Below are 18,796 nucleotides of genomic sequence, written 5' to 3' on the forward strand. Positions count from 1 at the left end.
TATGCGGTGGTGTCGATGGGGGTCGGCTTCGCCCGGCCGGGCTTCACCGCCGGATCGTCCCTGTCGGTCGGGGCCGGCGAGCAGGGGGCGGTGGCGGGGCTGATCATGTCCCTGGCCGGGATCGGCTTTCTGGCGCCGCCGGTGATCGGGGTGGCCCTGTATCAATGGACCGAATGGGCGCCGTTCGCGGCCAACGGCCTGATGCTGGCGGCGGCCCTGGCCCTGTGCTGGACCAGCCCGCTGTTGCGGCGCGGGCCGGAGGATCTGCCGGATCGCGACGAGACGCCGTCGCCGGCGGCCCAGCCCGCGTCCCAGCCGGGACCGGAAGGCGGCGTCAGAACCTGATCTCGGACGGGAAGGGGGGCGAGGCGGTCGAGGCTGCGTCAACCCGGAGAACCGCAGCCTCGCCCCCTGGAGTCTCGCCGGCCGCTTGCGCGAACCGGCGAGTGGGAAGAGCGCCCCTCTAGGGGGCGTTGATGACGGCGTGATGACGCCGAAAAGTCACCGTGCGCGGCACGGACTCGCGCATAGCGGCGCCCTCAAGCAGCGAGCGACCGCGTCGCGAGCGGTAGGGCCTTAAATGTACCGCCGCAGGCTGCGGGCCAGTTCCGACGCGCCGTCCTTGCCGCCGCGCTTGACCTGGGGCTGGTAGGCGACGCGGGCGTGTTCGACGCAATAGACGCCTTCCGAGGCGCGACGGCCGCAGAAGCTGAACTCACGCGACGACGGATCGCCGATCGGCCATTTGCACATATGGGCGCCCAGGGTCATGACCGTGGCCGTGCCGGGCAGGTCGGGCATCGGCGGCGGGACCGGGGCGGCGGGAACCGCCGGACGCGGCTGGGCCGCCTCGATGCGGCGCGGGGCCGAGGGCGCGCGGGTCACGGGCGCTTCGGGGCGCGGACGGGCGGCGCGGAAGGTGGTGCGCGCCGGCTGCGACGGAGCGGCCCGGCCCGACAGGCCCAGGCGGTGCACCTTGCCGATCACGGCGTTGCGGGTGACGCCGCCGCCCAGTTGTTTGGCGATCTGGCTGGCCGATTGGCCCTCCAGCCACAGCTTTTTCAACGTGCCGACGCGGTCCTCGGTCCAGCCTGCGGTCATGACGTCCCCTCCCGGGCGGTGGATTCAATATGTGGGGTCGGACGGCTTCCTCAGCGCCCGGCGCCCACCACTAATCGTAAACTAGCCCTTAACGACCGCAAGATATGCGAATCACCCTGTCCACAGGAACAAGATATTGAATCGATGTTCGGCGAACCGGCGCATTCCCGGCGTCGCCAGCGCCCGCGACGCGGTTGCTCGCGGCAGAGGCGACTTGCGAAAAGAGCCGGGCGCGCGCATCTGCGAGGCATGACCGACGCCGCGATCACACCCCCTCAGCCCCGCCGTTACGATGGCGTCAACTGGCTCGGGGTGTGGACCCTGTATCTGCGCGAGGTGCAGCGGTTCTGGAAGGTCGGCGCCCAGACGGTGCTGGCTCCGGTGGTCACGACCCTGCTCTATATGCTGGTCTTCGTGGTGGCGCTGAAGGGCGCGCGGCCGCCGTTGCACGGCACGCCCTTCGCCGAGTTCGTGGCGCCGGGCCTGATCATGATGGCGATGCTGAACAACGCCTTCGCCAACGCCAGCTCCAGCCTGATCCAAGCCAAGATCATGGGCACGGCGACCGACTTCCTGACTCCGCCGCTCAGCCCGCTGGAGCTGACGATCGGCTTTTCCCTGGGGGCGGCGACGCGGGGGCTGGCGGTCGGGCTGGTGACGGCGGTCTGCGTGCTGCCCTTCGCCAAACTGGGCGTGGCGAACCTGGGCCTGGTCCTGTGGTTCGGCCTGATCGCCTGTCTGCTGATGGGCATGGCCGGAGTTCTGGCCGGACTGTGGGCCGAGCGGTTCGATCACCTGGCGGCGGTGCAGAATTTCATCGTCATGCCGATGACCTTCCTGTCGGGCACCTTCTATCTGATCGACAATCTGCCGGCGCCGTTCGACACGATCAGCCGGTTCAATCCCTTCTTCTATCTGATCGACGGTTTCCGCGCGGGCTTCATCGGCCACGCCGAGGGCGATCTGGCGATCGGGATCGCCATGAGCGGAGGCCTGACCCTGGTCGTGGCCTGGGCCTGCTGGGCGGTGTTCCGCTCGGGCTGGCGGCTGAAGAGCTAGGCCCAGTGGCGGCGCCCGAGGAGATCGGCCCGGACGCCGCCCGCCGCATGGCCCTGGCGGCCCAGGGCCTGGCCCGCGCGCGGCCTGACGCGCCGGGAACGCGCCAGTTCAAGGATGCGGCGCGGCGCCTGGGCGTGATCCAGATCGACAGCGTCAATGTGGTCAGCCGCACCCACTATCTGCCGCCCTTCTCGCGGCTGGGGACCTATCCGCGAGAGGTGCTGGAGGCCGAGGCCTGGGGTAAGGCGCCCAGTCTGTTTGAATACTGGGGCCACGAGGCCTCGCTGATGCCGGTCGAGATCCAGCCCCTGCTGCGCTGGCGCATGGCGCGGGCGCGAAACGGCCAGATGTGGACCGGACTGGCCCGTTTCGGCCGCGAGCGGCGCGACCACATCGAACGGGTGCTGGCCGAGATCGAGCGGCGCGGGCCGGTGGTCGGCGGCGACTTCGCCGAAGGCCCGCGCGGGGCGCCCGGCTGGTGGGCCTGGTCGGACGGCAAGCGGGCGCTGGAATGGCTGTTCTGGGCCGGGGAGATCACCACCAAGACGCGGCGCGGCTTCGAGCGGGTCTATGACCTGACCGAGCGGGTCCTGCCGCGTGCGGTGCGCGACGCGCCGACGCCGGACGAGGCCGAGGCCTGTCGCGGCCTGGCGCGGATCTCGGCGCAGGCGCTGGGCGTGGCGACCGAGGCGGACATCCGGGACTATTTCCGCCTGCCCGTCGACCTGGCGCGCCAGGCGGTGCGTGATCTGGTCGAGGCGGGCGAGCTGACGCCGGTTCGGGTGCGGGGCTGGAAACACCCGGCCTATGTCTGGCCCGAGGCGAGGCGGCCCCGGCGGGTCGAGGCGACGGCCCTGTTGTCGCCGTTCGACAATCTGATCTGGACCCGCGACCGCACCGAGCGGCTGTTCGGCGTCAAGGTGCGGCTGGAGATCTACACCCCGGCCGAGAAACGCAGCCACGGCTATTACGTCCTGCCGTTCCTGGAGGGCGAGGCGATCACCGCCCGCGTCGATCTGAAGGCCGACCGCAAGGTCGGCGTGCTGCGGGTCCAGGCGGCCTGGCGCGAGGACCAGACCGGGCCGGAGACGGCGGTGCGGCTGGCGCGGGAGCTGACCCGCATGGCCGATTGGCTGGGGCTGGAGCGGGTCGAGACGACGGGCCGGGGGGACCTGGCTGATGACCTGTCTGACGCTCTGCGCGATGTTGACCCGGATCGTTATCGTCCCGACTAATCCCGGTCATGGATTTTGAAAAACCTGTCGACCCACTGACCGTCGAAATTGAGGATGTAAGTCCCACGCCCCGAGAGATGCGGCCCGTCAACAAGGGCTGGGGTGTGGTGCATTGGGCCTGCGTCGTGCCGACCTACGCGCCCATGCTCGGGCTGCTGATCTTTGGATTTCTAGCCATTGATTTTGCCGACGGCCTGATACCGCCCGGTCTTTTCGGCGCAAGCATCATCGGTACATGGGCGGCGTGGCTCATCGGTGGGTGGTGGTACCGCCGCGCCGTGATGCGGGCGCATCAAATGGCTCCGACAGGCGGTCTTGGATGGCGTTGGACGATCAATGAAAGCGGGCTGAGATTCGACACCCCCCTGCAGGACAACCGTATCGACTGGCGGGGCATCAAGAGTGTGCGGGAAGAGAAGGATCGCATCCTCTTTCTGGTGACGCCCATGAATAATCCGGTACTGCCCAAAAGGCTTTTGGACCCAACCCAGTTGGAAGTTCTGAGACGGTTGATCGACGAGGCCAGAACCTCCGGCCGTCTCGGCGCCGGTGTTGACTAGGCGGGCAGAGAGTCCGACAAGGCCTGACCCCTTTTCCAGCGGTCCCGACGCCATCCGCGCCGGGACCGTCTCGCTTTTCGGAGACCGACATGTCCGACCATCTGATGGGTGTCTACAACCGCGCGCCGTTGGAGGTGGAGCGTGGCCAGGGCGCCCGGCTGTGGGGCAAGGACGGAACCGAATATCTGGACTGCGTCATGGGCATTTCGACCAACGCCCTGGGCCACGCCAACCCCGTTCTGGTCCAGGCGGTCAAGGACCAGGCCGAAAAGCTGTGGCACGTGTCGAACATCTTCCGCATTCCCGGCCAGGAAGCCCTGGCCGACGCCCTGTGCGAAAAGTCGTTCGCCGACGTGGTCTTCTTCACCAACTCGGGCACCGAGGCCGTCGAGTGCGCCCTGAAGACGGCGCGCAAGCATCACGTCGCCAACGGCCAGCCCGAGCGCATCGACATCTACGGCTTCGACGGCAGCTTCCACGGCCGCACCTATGGCGCGATCAACGCCGCGGCCAATCCGAACTACACCGACGGCTTCGGCCCGCCGATGCAGGGCTTTCATCAGCTCAAGTGGGGCGACAAGGCGGCGCTGGAGGCGGCGTTCGACAACCCGACCACGGCGGCGATCATCCTGGAGCCGGTCCAGGGCGAAGGCGGCTGCCGCGAGACCCCGGTCGAGGACCTGCGCTGGATGCGCGAAAAGGCCGACGAAACCGGCGTGCTGATCATCTTCGACGAGGTCCAGTGCGGCATGGGCCGCAGCGGCAAGCTGTGGGCGCATGAATGGGCCGGCATGACGCCGGACATCATGGCCGTGGCCAAGGCCCTGGGCGGCGGCTTCCCCATCGGCGCCTGCCTGGCGACCGCCGACGCGGCCAAGGGCATGACGGTGGGCGTGCACGGTTCGACCTTCGGCGGCAATCCGCTGGCCATGGCGGTCGGCCTGGCGGCCTTCGGCGAGATCTCCAAGCCCGAGACCCTGGCCCATGTGAACGAGATCGCCGGCTATCTGAAGCAGCAGTTGGTCGGCCTGGCCGAGCGTTTCCCCGACCTGATCGTCGACGTGCGCGGCAAGGGGTTGCTGATCGGGGTCAAGCTGGTGCCGAACAACCGCGAATTCATGGCCCTGGCGCGCGATACGCAACAGTTGCTGGTGGCGGGCGGCGGCGACAACCTGGTCCGCATCCTGCCGCCGCTGAACCTGACGCTGGACGAGGCGCGCCTGGCGATCTCGAAATTCGAGGGCGCGCTGGAGGCGGCGCGAGCCAAGGCGGCGGCCTGAACCAACACCCGCTCATCCCCGCGAACGCGGGGATCCAGCAAGGGCCTCACGAAGGCTGGCGGCTGGGATGAGCGTCAAGCAACCCTTGTGGCGACCTGTCGCCCAAAGCACTGGGTCCCCGCTTTCGCGGGGATGAGCGGAGCAGACGAATGGTCCGGCATTTCCTCGACATCCATCGGCTGGAGGCGGCCGAGCTGCGGGCCATCCTGGACGACGCCCATGCCCGCAAACAGGCCCGCAAGGGCTGGCCGCAAGGCCGGGCCGACGCCGATGCGCCGGGCAGGGACCGGGTGCTGGCGATGATCTTCGAGAAGAATTCGACCCGCACTCGCTATTCCTTCGACGCCGCCATCCGCCAGCTTGGCGGCCAGGCCATCATCGCCAACGCCGGGGACATGCAACTGGGCCGTGGCGAGCCGATCGAGGACACCGCCCGGGTGCTGTCGCGCATGGTCGATGCGGTGATGATCCGCGCCAACAGCCACGAAGACGTCGAACGCTTCGCCCGCGTCTCGACCGTGCCGGTGATCAACGGCCTGACCGACCGGTCGCACCCGTGCCAGATCCTGGCCGACCTGCTGACCATCGAGGAGCATCGCGGGCCGGTGGCGGGCAAGACCATCGCCTGGGTCGGCGACGGCAACAACGTCTGCCACAGCTTCATCCACGCAGCGCCCAAATTCGGCTTCCGGCTGAACGTCGCCTGTCCGGCGGAATACCATCCCGACCTGATGGACCTGGCCAAGGGCGGGGACCACGTCATGCTGACCTCGGACCCCAAGGCGGCCGTGGCGGGCGCCGATGTGGTGGTCACCGACACCTGGGTGTCGATGGGCGATCAAGACTATGAGGACCGGCTTTCCGCCTTCGACGCCTATACGGTCGATGAGGCGCTGATGGAGACGGCGGCCGAGGGCGCGGTCTTCCTGCACTGCCTGCCCGCCCACCGGGGCGAAGAGGTCACCGACGAGGTCATCGACGGCCCGCGCTCGCTGGTCTGGGACGAGGCCGAGAACCGCATCCACGCCCAGAAGGCGGTGCTGGCCTGGTGTTTCGCGGGTTAGACGAGTGAGCGAAGGCGTGAGCAAGATCGTCGCTCACATCTGGCTCACTTGTTGCCCCGGCTCGCTTGGTCCGCCGTCGGCGGCGATCTAGACCCAGTCGGCCCGGGTCATGCCGCCCAGGGTCGCCAGGTGGATCAGCAGCAACATCACCAGCGCCGCGCCCATGACCATCAGAAAGCGCCACGGCACCATGCGCGGTCCCTTGATCAGGTTCGGCGGCTGGGCGCCGCGCCAGCCCGCGAAGACCGTCAGGGCCAGAGAGGCGGCGAGCAGGATCAGGGTCAGGGTCAGGTCCATGGCGCGGGAGGTGGCGGCTGGCGCGTCGTTCCGCAAGCGGAATTCCTTGCCGGGAGGTTAATCTTCACGCCTCGTTAACCACGGCTGGGCGATCCGTTGGGATCGGCGGGCGGCGATTTCCACAGATCGTTGGTCGGCCCCAACATCTTGGGGTTAACGCTCCGTTTACACCCCTGATCTGGACGATTAGCGTGAAGCGTATAGGTCGGGAGGCGAATCAGTGAGCGCAGCCGCTCCGTGGAGCGTGAAGGGGATCGACCCCAAGGCGCGCGAGATCGCCAAGGACCTGGCCCGCAGGTCGGGAATGACCCTGGGCGAATGGCTGAACTCCATGATCATCGAGGACGGCGATGAGGACGGCTATACGCCGCTGCCGCGCCGCGCCCACGCCGCCGACAGTTTCGAGCGCCGCGGCCGCAGCCGCCGGGTCGACGACGCCTATGGCGCAGGCGAGGACGGTCTGCAGCGGGTGTCGGCCTCGGTCGAGGCCCTGGCCGCGCGGCTGGAGGCGTCGGAGCGCCGGGCGCAGACCGCCATCCAGGGCGTGGACCAGGCCGTGGCCGGTCTGGTGCGGCGCCTGGACGAACAGACCGTCGGCGAACGCGCCTGGGGCCGCCGCCTGGACGACATCTCCGAGGAGCTGAAAGAGGGCCACAAGCGCCTTCGCCGCTTCGAGACCGAAACCGGGCCGCGCACGACCGAGACCTTCGGCAAGGTCGAGACGACCCTGGGCGCCCTGGCTGGCCGCCTCTACGACATGGAGGAGCGCCAGCGCTCGTCCGTCAACGAATTGCGCCAGCGGATGGAGGCGGTCGAAAAGGCCGCGCCGGGCCAGGACCTGCTGCATCAGGTCGGCGCCCGTCTGGACCAGGCCCAGTCCCGCACCGCCGAGGCCCTGCGCGGGCTGGAGCGGTCGTTCGCCGACCTGGATCGCCGCCTGGGCGCCGCCGAGACGCGGATGGAGCCGACGGGCGCCCGCGAGACCGCCCGTTTCGAGAAGCTGGCCGAGACCCTGTCGCGCCAGGTCGAGACCAACCGCGCCGAAATGATGCGCCGGATGGACACGGCCGAGGCGGAAGGCCGGATGGATCGGCTGGAGCGCACCCTGGCGTCGGTCGGCGACCAGGCCAAGGCCGCCGAGCAACGCGCGGCCCAGTCGATCGAGACCCTGGGCCGCGAAGTGCTGCGCATCGCCCAGAATCTGAACGGGCGGATGCAGCGCGCCGAGAGCACGGGCGCCGAACAGATGGCCCGTCTGGGCGAGACCCTGTCGGGCAAGGTCGAGCGCGACCTGGGCCGCTACGCCCAGGCCGTCGAGCAACGATTGATTTCCGCCGACGATCGGCACGCCCTGGCCCTTGAAAAGCTGGGCGGCGAGATCACCCGCATCTCGGATCGGCTGTCCGAGCGGATCGCCCAGTCGGAACGCAAATCGGCTCAGGCCCTGGAGGAGATCGGCAAGCGTCTGGCCGACAGTTCGGACAAGATCGAGCAGCGCTACGACCGCGCCTCGGGCGAACTGGCCGAACGCATGCGCCTGTCCGAGGAGCGCACCGCCAAACTGCTGGCCGAGGCGCGCGACAGCATCGAGCGCCGCGTCGACGGCGTCCGGCCCGCGCCGCTGCCGGACTATGAGGTCGCCGCGCCGTCCTCCCTGGCGCCCATGACGTCGGCCGAACCGCCGTCCGCGCGCGACGAGACCGTGGTGACCCCGGACTGGCGCTCGGCCGCTTTCCAGGACCCGACCTTCGACACGCACGGCTGGCCCGACGATGCGGCCGGAGACGCGGCGCCCGCCGCCTTCGCCGAGGTCGAGACCCCAGCCGAGGCCGTCGCTGAGGCCACGCCCTTCGGCGCGCCCCAGCCGTTCGCGGCCTTCGGCGGCGCCGATGTGCGGGACGCCCTGGACGCCACCGCCGAGGCGCTCGAAACGCCGGTCTTGACGCCGCGCCGCCCGGCCGCCGCCTTCGAGGGCCGCGACGATTTCAGCGACGACGACTTCGCCGCCGAGACCGACTTCGTCGATCCGCGCGCCCTGCGCGGCGCCATGGGCGCCGCCGCCGCCGCCGGACGCGCCGCCTCAGGCTCGACCCGCAGCGCGGTCGACGCCGCCCGCGCGGCCATGGCGGCCCCAGCGCCGGAAGCGCCCGCCCGCGCGTCTTTCGGCCTGAACCTCAAGAAGGGCGGCAAGTCCAAGCTTCAGGAGAGGCTGGACAAACAGGCGGCCAAGGACGGTTCGACCGTGCGCAAGGCCCTGTTGGCCTCGGTCACGGCCGTGGCCCTGACCGGCGGGGTTTACGGCTATTCGCGCCTGACGGACGGGACCCTGGCCATTCCCGGACTGGGCGGCGCGGCTCCGGCCGCGGAGGCCGCGCCGGTGGCCCTGACCCTGACCCCGACCGAGGCGCCGACGGCGGCGGCCCTGGAACAGGCCCAGGGTCTGTACGCCCAGGCGCTGGAGCAGTTGGACGCCGGCGACACGGCCGGTCTGGAGACGATGAAACGCGCGGCCCAGATGGGCGAACCGGCCGCGCAGCTTCATCTGGTGAAACTGTATCAGGACGGCGAGGCCGGGGCGCCCAAGGACCTGGCCCAGGCCCGCGCCTGGGCGCGCCGCGCGGCCGAGAGCGGCGATCCGCACGGCCGACACGCCTACGCCATGTATCTGTATGACGGCATGGGCGGCGGACGCGACCGGCCCGAGGCCTTGCGCCTTTTGCTGTCGGCCGCCGAACAGGGGCTGGTGGACAGCCAGTACAATGTCGCGCGCCTGTTCGAGATGGGCGACGAAGGCATAGCGGCGGACCCGGCCGAGGCCCTGAAATGGTACATGATCGCCGCCCGCGGCGGGGACGAAGAGGCGCCGGCCGCCGTGACGCGGCTGAGCGAACGGTCCACGCCCGCCGCCGTCCGCGCGGCCCGCCGCGCCGCCGAGGCCTTTCAGGTCGAACCCCTGGCCGGTTGACGGGTTAACCCTGTCTCTAGCGTCGAGCGGGTATCGGCTGGCGGGCCGGGGCGACGCTCGCTAAGACCATAACGTCGCCTTCCGGCGCCTTGAGTTCCACCGTTCCAGCCGAAGGCGCGTCCTTTGGATATCTATCTGCCGATCGCCGAGGTTTCGGTGAACTGGCCGATCCTGGTTCTGCTGGGAGCGGGGGTCGGATTCGTGTCCGGCCTGTTCGGCATCGGCGGCGGATTCCTGATGGCGCCGGTGCTGATCTTCATGGGCATTCCGCCGTCGGTGGCGGTGGCCAGCCAGGCCAGCCACGTCGTCGCCTCCTCCACATCCGGCGTGATCCGCTACGGCGGCCAGGGGGCGGTCGATTTCCGCATGGGCGGGATCATGGCCCTGGGCGGGGCGGTCGGGGCCTTCCTGGGGGTCGAGCTGTTCCGCTATCTGCGCCTGTTGGGCCAGGCGGACCTGATGGTGGCCCTGTCCTATCTGATCTTCCTGGGCGTCATCGGCTCGCTGATGCTGAACGAGAGCCTGACCGAGATCCTGCGCCGCCGCCGGGGCGAGCCGCCCAAGAGGAAGGACCGCCGCCGGCCCCTGTGGCTGTACGGCCTGCCGTGGAAGGTGCGGTTTCCGAAATCGGGTCTCTACATCTCGGCCATTCCGCCGCTGGGGCTGGGCGTGTTCGCCGGGGTCCTGTCGGCCGTCATGGGGGTGGGCGGCGGCTTCATCCTGGTGCCGGTGATGCTGTACGTGCTGCGCATGAAAGCCAGCGTGGTGGTGGGCACCAGCCTGTTCCAGATCATCGTCACCACGGCCATCACCACCATTCTCCAGGCCGGACGCAATCAGACGGTCGACGTCGTGCTGTCGACCATATTGCTGCTGGGCGGGGTGGTCGGGGCGCAGTGGGGCGCGCGCATGTCGGGACGGCTGCGGGCCGAGGAGCTGCGGGCGCTGCTGGGCGTCATCGTGCTGGCGGTCGGCCTTTACATGGGGCTGGAGCTGTTCGTGCGGCCCAGCGAGATCTTCCAACTGGCGCCGGGGATCGCGGACTGATGGCCGTTCCCGCGCCGCCGCCGCCCCTGCCGCCCGCCGTCGTGGCCGGGACGCCCGCGCCCGAACGGTCGGTCGCCACGACCGGAGAGCTGCGCGTCGCCGCCGCTTTGACGGATGCGCGGGTGCGGGTCGATTCCGGCTTTAGAGGCGCGTCGATCGTGCTGTACGGCGCGGTGTTCAATCCGTCGGACCAGCCCGCCGACGTGGTCGTGGTGGTGCGCGGGCCGGACGAGCCGATCCGCCTGGTCAAGAAGACCCGCAACATGGGCGTCTGGCTGAACAGCCGCCCGGTGCTGTTCGAGGGGGCGCCCGGATTCTACATGACCGCCTCGACCCGGTCCCTGTCCGACATCGCCGACTTCGGCCAGCTTCGGCGGCTGGGCGTGGGGGTGAACCATCTGCGCATCAACGCCCCGGAGGAAAGCCGCACCGTCACGCGGTATGGGGTGCGCGACGTGGTCGTCAGCCGCCTGGGCGAGGACTATCTGGACTGGCGCCGGGCCGTGATCCGCCTGAAGGAGGCGGCCCAGCTCTATGACACCGATCCGCAAGGGGTGGAGTTCGTCGACCGCGGCCTGTTCCGCGCCGAGGTCACCCTGCCGGCGACGGCGCCGACCGGGCGCTATTACACCGAGGTCTGGCTGTTCCAGGACGGCGAGCCGCTGTCGGTGTCCAACCTGACCCTGACGGTCGAGAAGGTCGGTTTCGAGCGCGAGGTCTATGAGTTCGCCCACCGACGGCCGTGGAGCTATGGCGTGCTGTGCGTCCTGCTGGCGGCCCTGACCGGCTATGGGGCCAGCCGACTGTTCAGGCGAAGCTAGAGGGCCTTCCCCCACGCCACCGCGTGCACCTTGTCGCGGCCCAGGGCGGCGATCAGGGGCGGGGTCTCGAACAGGCCCGCCACCGCCGGATCGCGCACGCTCAATCCCCCTGTGAAGGCGCCGAAGGCCGGCAAGAGCAGGCGGCGTCCGTCGGTGACGAAACAGGGGCGGCGCACGCCCCGGCCATGGGCGGCGACGCGCACGGCAGGGTGCAGATGCCCGGCCACCTCGCCCGGCCGCGGGGTCGGCGACGGCTCGTGGATCAGGCGCAGGTCGCCCAGGACCAGGGCGTCCAGCACCCGACCGGGCAGGCGGCCCAGGGCGTCGGCATCGGCCTGTTCCAAGGCCCGGCGATCATGGTTGCCCTCGACCCACAGCCAGTCGCGGCCCTCGGCCAGGACGTCCAGCCGGGCGCGGTCGTCAGGCGCCATGCGGCCGAGGGCGCGGCTGTCGTGGAAACTGTCGCCCAGCAGGACGACGGCGCGCGGGTTCAGATCGGCGATCTCGGCCGCCAGCCGGTCCAGCGTCGCCCGGCTGTCATAGGGCGGCAGCATCTGGCCGCGCACGGCGAAGGCCGAACCCTTTTCCAGATGCAGGTCCCCGGCGACCAGGGCCGAATGATCGGGCAGCCACAGGGCGCCCGAACGGCGCAGCACGCAGGTCTCGCCCATCACGGTCAGGCGCAGCGACCCGCACGGGCGGCGCATCGGCGACAGGGTTTCGCGCAGGGCCGGGTTCATCGTCCTTCTCCCCTTGGGGGAGAAGGTGGGCGGCGGAGCCGCTCGGATGAGGGGTAAGACAAGATGGGCGTTTCAATTGACGATGGGTGTGATGCAGCCATCCCCCTCAACCGTCTCGCTCCGCGAGCCACCTTCTCCCCCAAGGGGAGAAGGAAGATGGTCAGGTTCCTCACATTGATCCCTCCTGCATCACTTCGGCGATCAGGGCCTCGGCCGCGTCTTCCAGGATCATGTCCGCCGCCTCGCCGCCGCCGACCCGCTCGCGTCCGATCTGGATCAGCACCGGAACCGAAAAGGGCGACGGCCGATCCAGCGCCCGGTGCACGACGCACCCCTGGACGCGGGTCAGAAGCTGGCCCAGCCGCGCCACGTCCAGCAGGCCTGCCGCCGCGTCGGCGCGGGCGGTGCGCAGCAACAGATGATCGGGCTGGTGACGGCGCAGCACGTCGTAGATCAGGTCGGTCGAGAAGGTCACCTGACGCCCGGTCTTCTCGGCGCCCGGCCGCCGTTTCTCGATCAGGCCCGAAATCAGAGCGCCGTCGCGAAAGGCGCGCTTCATCATGAAACTCTCCTGCAGCCAGGCCTCCAGGTCGTCGCCCAGCATGTCCGGCTCGAACAGGGCGCCGAAGTCCAACTTGTCCATCGGCAGGATCGACCAGATCGCCAGTGAATAGTCGGTGACGACATAGCCCAGCGGTCCCACGCCCAAACGGTCCAGCCGCCGCGTCAGCAACATGGCCAGGGTTCCGTGGGCCAGGGCGCCCTCGAACGGATAGACCACCAGATAATGACGCGCGCCGCGCCGGAAGGTCTCGACCAGCATGTCCCCGGCGGCGGGGACGGTCGAACGCGTCTCTTGCAGCGCCAGCCATTCCTGCACGTCGACGGGCAGGACGCGCCAGTGGTCCCGGTCCTGGATCATCGCCCGCACCCGGTCGGCCAGCGATGTCGACAGCGGGAATTTCGACCCGCCCCACGAGGGGATCTTCGGCTCCCTGTCGTCGGCGGGACTGACCAGGGCGTCCATGCCGACGACGGCCTGGAAGGCCCAGACGCGCCCGGCGAAGACGAAGGTGTCGCCGGGGGTCATCTGTTCAAAATAATGCTCTTCGGCCTCGCCGATCTTCTTTCCGCCGACCCAGCGCAGGGCCGTCCCGCCCCGACGCGAGGCGACACGGACGTTCAGGGTCGCCGCCGCCGTGATCGTGCCGACGTTCATGCGGTGGTTCTGGGCGATCTGAGCGTCGCGCGCGCGCCAGAGGCCCTGGCGGTCGCGCACGATGCGGGCGAACCGGTCATAGGCGCGCAGGGCGTAGCCGCCGGTGGCGACCAGATCGACCACCTCCTGGAACGCCTTCCATGACAGGTCGCGATAGGGACCGCAGCCGGTCACCTCGGCATACAGGTCCTCCATGCGGAACGGCTCGGAACAGGCCACGCCCATCACGTGCTGGGCCAGGGTGTCCAGCGTGCCGACGTGATGCGGCTCCCAGTCGAAGGCGTTTTCGGCCACCGCCTCGCGCGCGGCCTGGCATTCCAGCATCTCGAACCGGCTGGCCGGGACCATCAGGGCGCGGCTGGGTTCGTCCAGCCGGTGGTTGGCCCGGCCGATGCGCTGGACCAGGCGGCTGGCCCCCTTGGGCGCGGCCTGCTGGATGACCAGATCGACGTCGCCCCAGTCGATGCCCAGGTCCAGGGTCGAGGTGCAGACCACGGCGCGCAGATCGCCCCGCGCCATGGCCGCCTCGACCTTGCGCCTCTGTTCGACCGCCAGCGAGCCGTGATGCAGGGCGATGGGCAGGGCGTCCTCATTGATCGCCCAGAGCTGCTGGAACACGAACTCGGCCTGCCAGCGGGTGTTGACGAAGACCAGGGCCAGCCTGGTTCCGCGAATGGCGTCATAGACCTCGGGAATGGCGTGTCGGCCGGTGTGCCCGGCCCACGGCGTTTCGCCCTCGCTGATCAGCATCTCGACCACCGGCGGCGCGCCGGGATCACCGCGGATGATCACAACATCCTTCCCTCCTTGCGGGGGAAGGCGGCTCGCGGAGCGAGACGGAAGGGGGGTGTGTTCGCCACGCACTTCATCGTCGAGAGAGAGGTTGTCGCCGCCAACCCCCCTATCCGAGCCGCGCTGCGGCCCACCTTCCCCCGCGAAGGGGGAAGGGTCATGGGGCGACAGCCATTCGGCGATCATTTGCGGATCATCGACGGTGGCGCTCAGGGCCACCCGCCGCATCTCCGGCGCGAAGGCCTGCAGCCGCCCCAGACCCAGGTTCAGCAAATCCCCGCGCTTGCCGCTCCAGATGGCGTGGATCTCGTCCAGCACGACGCATTTCAGATCCGCGAAATAGGCCCTGGAGCCTTCCCAGGCGCAGAACAGGGCCAGTTGCTCGGGCGTGGTCAGAAGGATGTCGGGCGGGACGTCACGCTGACGCTGGCGCTTGGACGGCTTGGTGTCGCCGGTGCGGCTCTCGACGTGGATGTTCAGTCCGATCTCGCGGATCGGCGTCATCAGATTACGCTCGACGTCGGTGGTCAGGGCCTTCAGCGGCGACAGATACAGGGTGTGCACCCCGCTACCAGGACCGAACGCCGGGCGCGGCCCGCGTTCGGCCAGGTCGATCAGGCTGGGCAGGAAGCCGGCCAGGGTCTTGCCGCCGCCGGTGGGCGCGACCAGCAGGGCGTGCGCGCCGTCCCGGGCTGCCTGGATCATCTGCGACTGATGGCGCCTGGGCGACCAGCCGCGCCGCGCGAACCAGTCGGCGAACAGCGGCGGAAGCGGTGCGGGAGCGATGGGCGGCGACACGAGAGCGATATAGCATGTTCCCGTTCCGTTTCATTTTCTGAAATGCTAGCCTGGCGGCATGACGGACAAGCCGCTGCCTGACATTCCTCCGCTCGGTCCCGTGACCATTCGCGAAGACGGCGACACCGGCGACCGCTTCCTGGTCTATATCTCCAAGGACGGGGTCCGGGCCGAACTGCGCGTCCTGGGCGACACCTTCTGGGCCACCCAGGCGCAGATGGCGCACATGTTCGGCGTCGACGTGCGAACCGTCAGCGAGCACATCCAGAACATCTTCAACGACCGCGAGCTGACCGCGGATTCAGTTGTCCGGGAATCCCGGATAACTGCCGCTGACGGCAAGGCTTATCGGACCAATCTCTACAGTCTCGATGTGATCATATCGGTGGGGTACCGCGTCAGTTCGCGGCTGGGCACCCTGTTCCGCATCTGGGCGACCCAGGTGCTGATGGCCTATCTGACCAAGGGTTTCGTCATCGATGACGAGCGCCTGAAGACGCCCGACGGCCGACCGGATTTCTTCGACGAACTGCTGGACCGCATTCGCGACATCCGGTCGTCGGAAAAGCGGATGTGGACCCGCATTCTGGAACTGGCGTCCTTCTGCGCGGACTACGATCCCGACGACCGATCCCAAAGGACCGAATTCTTCGCCGACATACAGAACACCCTGCACTGGGCCGTGTTGCAGAAGACCGCGTCGGACCTGGTCATCGAGCGGGTCGACCATCGGCAGGACGGCGCGGGCGTCGTCACCTTCAAGGGCGCGGTCCCCACGGTCGAAGAGGCCAAGACGGCGAAAAACCTGCTGCACGAACCTGAGATCAAGGCCCTGAACCACATCACAAGCCTGGTGCTGGAGTTCTTCGACAGCCAGGCCGAGCAGCGGCGCATGACGACCCTGGAGGACTTCCAGACCAAGCTGCGCGACCTGATCAAGCTGGATGGCCGCCCGTTGAAACCTCAGGGTGCGGCGACGAGCGTCAGTCACGCCGCCCAGGAGATCAAGGCGTACCGGGCCATAAGGCGTCTCGAAGCCGAAAGGGCCGGAGAGGACCAGCTCGGTCAGATCGCCAAGACGATCAAGGCCAAGAAGCGGACGCCGTGATCGAAACGAAGACAGCATCCGAGGCCGCCGCCGAATCCCGGCTGGACCTGCCGCCCGCCTTGGCGACGCCGCCGGGGGCCGGGGCGGTGTGTGACGATCAGGGTGCGCGCCGGATCGGGCGCGGCGCGGCCGAGGGGCTGTTGACCGGCGGGCCGGTGCTGGTGGCCCATGCGGCGCTGACGGCGCGGCGGCTGGGGCTGGCGCCGCCGCCCCGGTCGCGCGACGTGATGGATGTGCTGGAGCTGTTCGCCTTCGTGCGGCCGGCGCGGTTCTGTGCGCCCTCGCCGACGGGTCTGGCCCTGGCCCTGGGCCTGACCGAACCGAAGGGGGCCGAGGCGCAGGCGCAGGCCCTGATGCAGAGCGTGCGTCTGCTGCTGAAGGAAATGGCCGATCCGGCCTATCCGGGGCGAGAGGCGGCCGTGACCCTGGCCGAGACCCTGGACCGGGCGGGCTGGGCCTGGGGACCGAGGGTGCTGGAGGCCCTGCGGTCCCAGCCGGTGCGTGATCGCCAGCATCGCGGCTCGGGCCTGGACGTCTGGTCGCGCATGCCGGAGTGGGAGGACGAGGCGCCGCGCGGCGAGGCGGGTTCGGTCCCGGTCGACTCCGAGTCCGCCCGCATCCGGCTGGAGAAGCTGCTGCAGGCCTCGGGCCTGGACGAGGCGCGTCCGGCCCAGTCGGACTATGCGGCCGAGGCGGCCTACGCCTTTTCGCCCCGCGACCAGGAGGGGCGGCCGCGCATGCTGCTGGCCGAGGCGGGGACCGGCACGGGCAAGACCCTGGGCTATCTGGCGCCCGCCAGCCTGTGGGCCGAGCGCAATGCGGGGGCGGCCTGGGTCTCGACCTACACCCGCGCCCTGCAACGCCAGATCGACCGCGAGAGCGCCGGCCTGTGGCCCGATCCGGCCGAGCGCAAACGCAAGGCGGTCGTGCGCAAGGGGCGCGAGAACTATCTGTGCCTGCTGAACCTGCAAGAGATGGTTCAGGCCGCCCAGTTGGGGACCGGCGACCTGATCGGGACGGCCCTGGCCGCGCGCTGGGCCTTGCATAGCCGGGATGGCGACATGACCGGCGGCGACTGGCCCGGCTGGCTGCCCGGCCTGTTCGCGATCGCCCCGGCCCAGCAGGCGGGGGCGGCCAATCTGGTGGATCGGCGCGGAGAGTGCGTCCACGCCGCCTGTCCCCACTATCGCGCCTGTTTCGTCGAAAAGACCATTCGGGCCAGCCGCCGGGCCGACCTGGTCATCGCCAACCACGCCCTGGTCATGACCCAGGCCGCCTTCGACGGCGCGCGCACGGCGCGGGGCCAGAAACAGGACGGCGAGACGGCGGCGCTGAAGCGGATCGTCTTCGACGAGGGGCACCATCTGTTCGACGCCGCCGACAGCGCCTTTTCCGCCGCCCTGTCGGGTCAGGAATCCGCCGAACTGCGCCGCTGGATCCGGGGACCGGAGGGACGCGGGCGGCGCGGGCGCGGCTTGGAACAGAGGCTGGGCGACCTGTGCGCCGACAGCGAGGCCGCGACCAAGGCCCTGAACGACGCCATCCGCGCGGCGGCCGAACTGCCGGGCGAGGGGGTGTCGGCGCGCATCGCCCCGGCGAGCGGAGAGGTCAATCCGATCGGGCCGATCGAACGGTTTCTGGCGGCGGCGCTGGATCAGCTCAGGGCGCGGACGTCGGAAAGTTCGGGCGGGTCCGAGTTCGGGCTGGAGTGCGCCCTGCGCCCCGTCACCGATCCGGTGCTGGAGACGGCGCGGGCGGCGGCGCGGGCGCTGGCGAACGTCGAGGCGCCGCTGTTGGCCCTGTCGCGGCATCTGGAGGATGTTCTGGACGACGAGGCGGTCGAGCTGGACGGCTCGGCGCGGGCGCGGATCGAGGGGGCCTTGCGCGGTCTGGACCGGCGCGCGCGCATGACCCTGCCGGGCTGGCGCTCCATGCTGGCGGCGCTGGAGGAGGCGGGCGACGAGCCGGACCCCGACTTCGTCGACTGGCTGTCGGCCGAGACGGCGTTCGGCCGCATCCACGACGTGGCCTTGCGGCGGCACTGGATCGACCCGACCGTGCCGCTGGAGGCCGCCGTGATCGCGCCGTCCCATGGCGTTCTGGTGACCTCGGCCACCCTGTCCGATCCGGGCGGGGTGGAAGGGTCCGATCCCTTCGACCTGGCGCGGATGCGCACCGGCGCGGCGCGGCTGATCGAACCGGCGCGGACGTTGAAGCTGGACAGTCCGTTCGACTATGCGGCCAACAGCCGGGTCATCGTCGTCACCGATGTGGCCAAGGACGATCCGCGCCAGACGGCGGCGGCGATGCGCGAACTGTTCCTGGCCTCGGGCGGCGGGGCGCTGGGCCTGTTCACCGCCATCCGGCGGCTGCGCGCCGTCTATGAGCGGCTGGGACCGGAGTTGGCCAAGGCGCACCTGCCGCTCTACGCCCAGCACGTCGATCCGCTGGAGGTCGGGGCGCTGGTCGACATGTTCCGGGTCGAACAGGACAGTTGCCTGTTGGGCACCGATGCGGTGCGCGACGGGGTCGATGTGCCGGGCCGAAGCTTGCGTCTGCTGGTGTTCGACCGGGTGCCGTGGCCCCGGCCCGACCTGTTGCACAAGGCGCGGCGCGAGCGGCTGGGAAGCCTGTTCGACCGGGGGCGCGGCTATGACGACGCCCTGGCGCGCGGCCGCATGGCCCAGGCCTTCGGCCGACTGATCCGGCG

General features: G+C 69.8%; 14 protein-coding genes and 1 pseudogene. 11 read left to right on the top strand and 4 right to left on the bottom strand.

Annotated elements, in window-relative coordinates:
* Positions 1–345, top strand: a pseudogene (locus tag V7D63_RS10735) (MFS transporter); the annotation flags it as partial.
* A gap of 231 nt (positions 346–576) precedes the next feature.
* On the opposite strand, the gene gcrA reads toward V7D63_RS10735, so the two are convergent.
* Positions 577–1,101: a cell cycle sigma 70 cofactor GcrA gene (gene gcrA, locus V7D63_RS10740; protein WP_333592273.1), complete on the bottom strand. Its 525-nt coding sequence runs from the start codon at positions 1,099–1,101 to the stop codon at positions 577–579.
* A 249-nt stretch (positions 1,102–1,350) separates the two neighbouring features.
* On the opposite strand from gcrA, the gene V7D63_RS10745 reads away from it, so the two are divergent.
* The 5 genes from V7D63_RS10745 to argF all read left to right on the top strand — a co-directional run bounded on the left by V7D63_RS10745 (position 1,351) and on the right by argF (position 6,299).
* Positions 1,351–2,160 carry an ABC transporter permease gene (locus V7D63_RS10745; protein ID WP_333592274.1) on the top strand — a complete coding sequence of 270 codons (810 nt, stop codon included), beginning with the start codon at positions 1,351–1,353 and terminating at the stop codon, positions 2,158–2,160.
* 5 nt (positions 2,161–2,165) lie between these two features.
* Positions 2,166–3,395, top strand: a complete 1,230-nt coding sequence (locus tag V7D63_RS10750; RefSeq protein ID WP_333592275.1) for a winged helix-turn-helix domain-containing protein — start codon at positions 2,166–2,168, stop codon at positions 3,393–3,395.
* Positions 3,396–3,403: 8 nt separating this feature from the next.
* A complete protein-coding gene (locus tag V7D63_RS10755; RefSeq protein ID WP_333592276.1) occupies positions 3,404–3,955 on the top strand; it encodes a YcxB family protein in 552 nt (183 codons plus the stop codon).
* A gap of 89 nt (positions 3,956–4,044) precedes the next feature.
* Positions 4,045–5,235, top strand: a complete 1,191-nt coding sequence (locus V7D63_RS10760; protein WP_333592277.1) for an aspartate aminotransferase family protein — start codon at positions 4,045–4,047, stop codon at positions 5,233–5,235.
* Positions 5,236–5,384: 149 nt separating this feature from the next.
* Positions 5,385–6,299 (top strand): ornithine carbamoyltransferase, encoded by a 915-nt coding sequence (gene argF / locus V7D63_RS10765; protein WP_333592278.1) that lies wholly within the window; start codon positions 5,385–5,387, stop codon positions 6,297–6,299.
* Between the two features lie 87 nt (positions 6,300–6,386).
* On the opposite strand, the gene V7D63_RS10770 is transcribed toward argF, so the two are convergent.
* Entirely contained in the window at positions 6,387–6,632 is a 246-nt protein-coding gene (locus V7D63_RS10770; protein WP_333592279.1) for a hypothetical protein, read from the bottom strand.
* Positions 6,633–6,816: 184 nt separating this feature from the next.
* Between V7D63_RS10770 and V7D63_RS10775 the strand changes: the two genes are divergently transcribed.
* The 3 genes from V7D63_RS10775 (at position 6,817) to V7D63_RS10785 (ending at position 11,429) form a co-directional block, all read left to right on the top strand.
* Entirely contained in the window at positions 6,817–9,561 is a 2,745-nt protein-coding gene (locus tag V7D63_RS10775) for a tetratricopeptide repeat protein (protein ID WP_333592280.1), read from the top strand.
* A gap of 123 nt (positions 9,562–9,684) precedes the next feature.
* The gene (locus tag V7D63_RS10780; protein WP_333592281.1) at positions 9,685–10,608 is read left to right on the top strand and encodes a sulfite exporter TauE/SafE family protein; all 924 of its coding nucleotides are present in this window, start codon (positions 9,685–9,687) and stop codon (positions 10,606–10,608) included.
* The gene (locus V7D63_RS10785; RefSeq protein WP_333592282.1) at positions 10,608–11,429 is read left to right on the top strand and encodes a TIGR02186 family protein; all 822 of its coding nucleotides are present in this window, start codon (positions 10,608–10,610) and stop codon (positions 11,427–11,429) included. Before V7D63_RS10780 ends, V7D63_RS10785 begins: the two co-directional genes overlap by 1 nt.
* On the opposite strand, the gene pdeM is transcribed toward V7D63_RS10785, so the two are convergent.
* A complete protein-coding gene (pdeM, locus tag V7D63_RS10790) occupies positions 11,426–12,169 on the bottom strand; it encodes a ligase-associated DNA damage response endonuclease PdeM (protein WP_333592283.1) in 744 nt (247 codons plus the stop codon). The genes V7D63_RS10785 and pdeM overlap by 4 nt on opposite strands.
* A gap of 169 nt (positions 12,170–12,338) precedes the next feature.
* Positions 12,339–14,978: a ligase-associated DNA damage response DEXH box helicase gene (locus V7D63_RS10795; RefSeq protein ID WP_333592284.1), complete on the bottom strand. Its 2,640-nt coding sequence runs from the start codon at positions 14,976–14,978 to the stop codon at positions 12,339–12,341.
* A 58-nt stretch (positions 14,979–15,036) separates the two neighbouring features.
* Between V7D63_RS10795 and rhuM the strand changes: the two genes are divergently transcribed.
* Positions 15,037–16,086 (top strand): RhuM family protein, encoded by a 1,050-nt coding sequence (gene rhuM / locus V7D63_RS10800; protein ID WP_333592285.1) that lies wholly within the window; start codon positions 15,037–15,039, stop codon positions 16,084–16,086.
* Positions 16,083–18,796: ATP-dependent DNA helicase (locus tag V7D63_RS10805; RefSeq protein WP_333592286.1), on the top strand; the 2,714-nt coding region annotated here is incomplete at its 3' end. The genes rhuM and V7D63_RS10805, both read left to right, overlap by 4 nt.

It is taken from the genome of Brevundimonas sp. (assembly GCF_036732845.1).
In the GTDB taxonomy this organism is placed as follows: domain Bacteria; phylum Pseudomonadota; class Alphaproteobacteria; order Caulobacterales; family Caulobacteraceae; genus Brevundimonas.

Bases quoted from the DNA above. Each gene is read 5' to 3' on its own strand.
- pdeM (WP_333592283.1), bottom strand. From the start codon at position 12,169: ATGAACCCGGCCCTGCGCGAAACCCTGTCGCCGATGCGCCGCCCGTGC.
- argF (WP_333592278.1), top strand. From the start codon at position 5,385: ATGGTCCGGCATTTCCTCGACATCCATCGGCTGGAGGCGGCCGAGCTG.
- gcrA (WP_333592273.1), bottom strand. From the start codon at position 1,101: ATGACCGCAGGCTGGACCGAGGACCGCGTCGGCACGTTGAAAAAGCTG.
- V7D63_RS10785 (WP_333592282.1), top strand. From the start codon at position 10,608: ATGGCCGTTCCCGCGCCGCCGCCGCCCCTGCCGCCCGCCGTCGTGGCC.
- V7D63_RS10760 (WP_333592277.1), top strand. From the start codon at position 4,045: ATGTCCGACCATCTGATGGGTGTCTACAACCGCGCGCCGTTGGAGGTG.
- V7D63_RS10755 (WP_333592276.1), top strand. From the start codon at position 3,404: ATGGATTTTGAAAAACCTGTCGACCCACTGACCGTCGAAATTGAGGAT.
- V7D63_RS10745 (WP_333592274.1), top strand. From the start codon at position 1,351: ATGACCGACGCCGCGATCACACCCCCTCAGCCCCGCCGTTACGATGGC.
- rhuM (WP_333592285.1), top strand. From the start codon at position 15,037: ATGACGGACAAGCCGCTGCCTGACATTCCTCCGCTCGGTCCCGTGACC.